1 protein-coding gene is annotated in these 275 nt (G+C 60.7%); it reads right to left on the bottom strand.

What is annotated here, in order from left to right:
* Positions 1–153 precede the first annotated feature (153 nt).
* Positions 154–264, bottom strand: a complete 111-nt coding sequence (locus RVY79_RS22055; protein ID WP_411161756.1) for a hypothetical protein — start codon at positions 262–264, stop codon at positions 154–156.
* Positions 265–275: the final 11 nt, after the last annotated feature.

The raw sequence follows: 275 nt of genomic DNA, 5'->3' as shown, positions 1-275 counted from the left end.
GAACCTCGACGGCCTCGACCAGGCGATCGAGGCCCATGCGGGTCGCGTCGGCCAGGATCTGGTCGCGAACCTTGCCCTCGAAGCCCGAATAGGCGTGGATGATGTACCAGCGCGCCATGCGTTCGTTCTTTCTCTCGTTATCTGCGGTGCGGCTTACTGCGCGAGGCGCAGCAGCGAATTGACGATGAAATCGAAGATCGAGTCGATGCCGAGGAAGAACACGCCGAGCAGCGTCGTCATGATCATCACCATGATGCCGGTCATGACGGTCTCGC

It is taken from the genome of Chromohalobacter sp. HP20-39 (assembly GCF_033052815.1).
Lineage (GTDB): Bacteria > Pseudomonadota > Gammaproteobacteria > Pseudomonadales > Halomonadaceae > Chromohalobacter.
This window is presented reverse-complemented; position numbering and strand designations above follow the sequence as displayed.

Excerpts from the sequence above, each read along its gene's own strand:
- RVY79_RS22055 (WP_411161756.1), bottom strand. The coding sequence starts at position 264 with ATGACCGGCATCATGGTGATGATCATGACGACGCTGCTCGGCGTGTTC.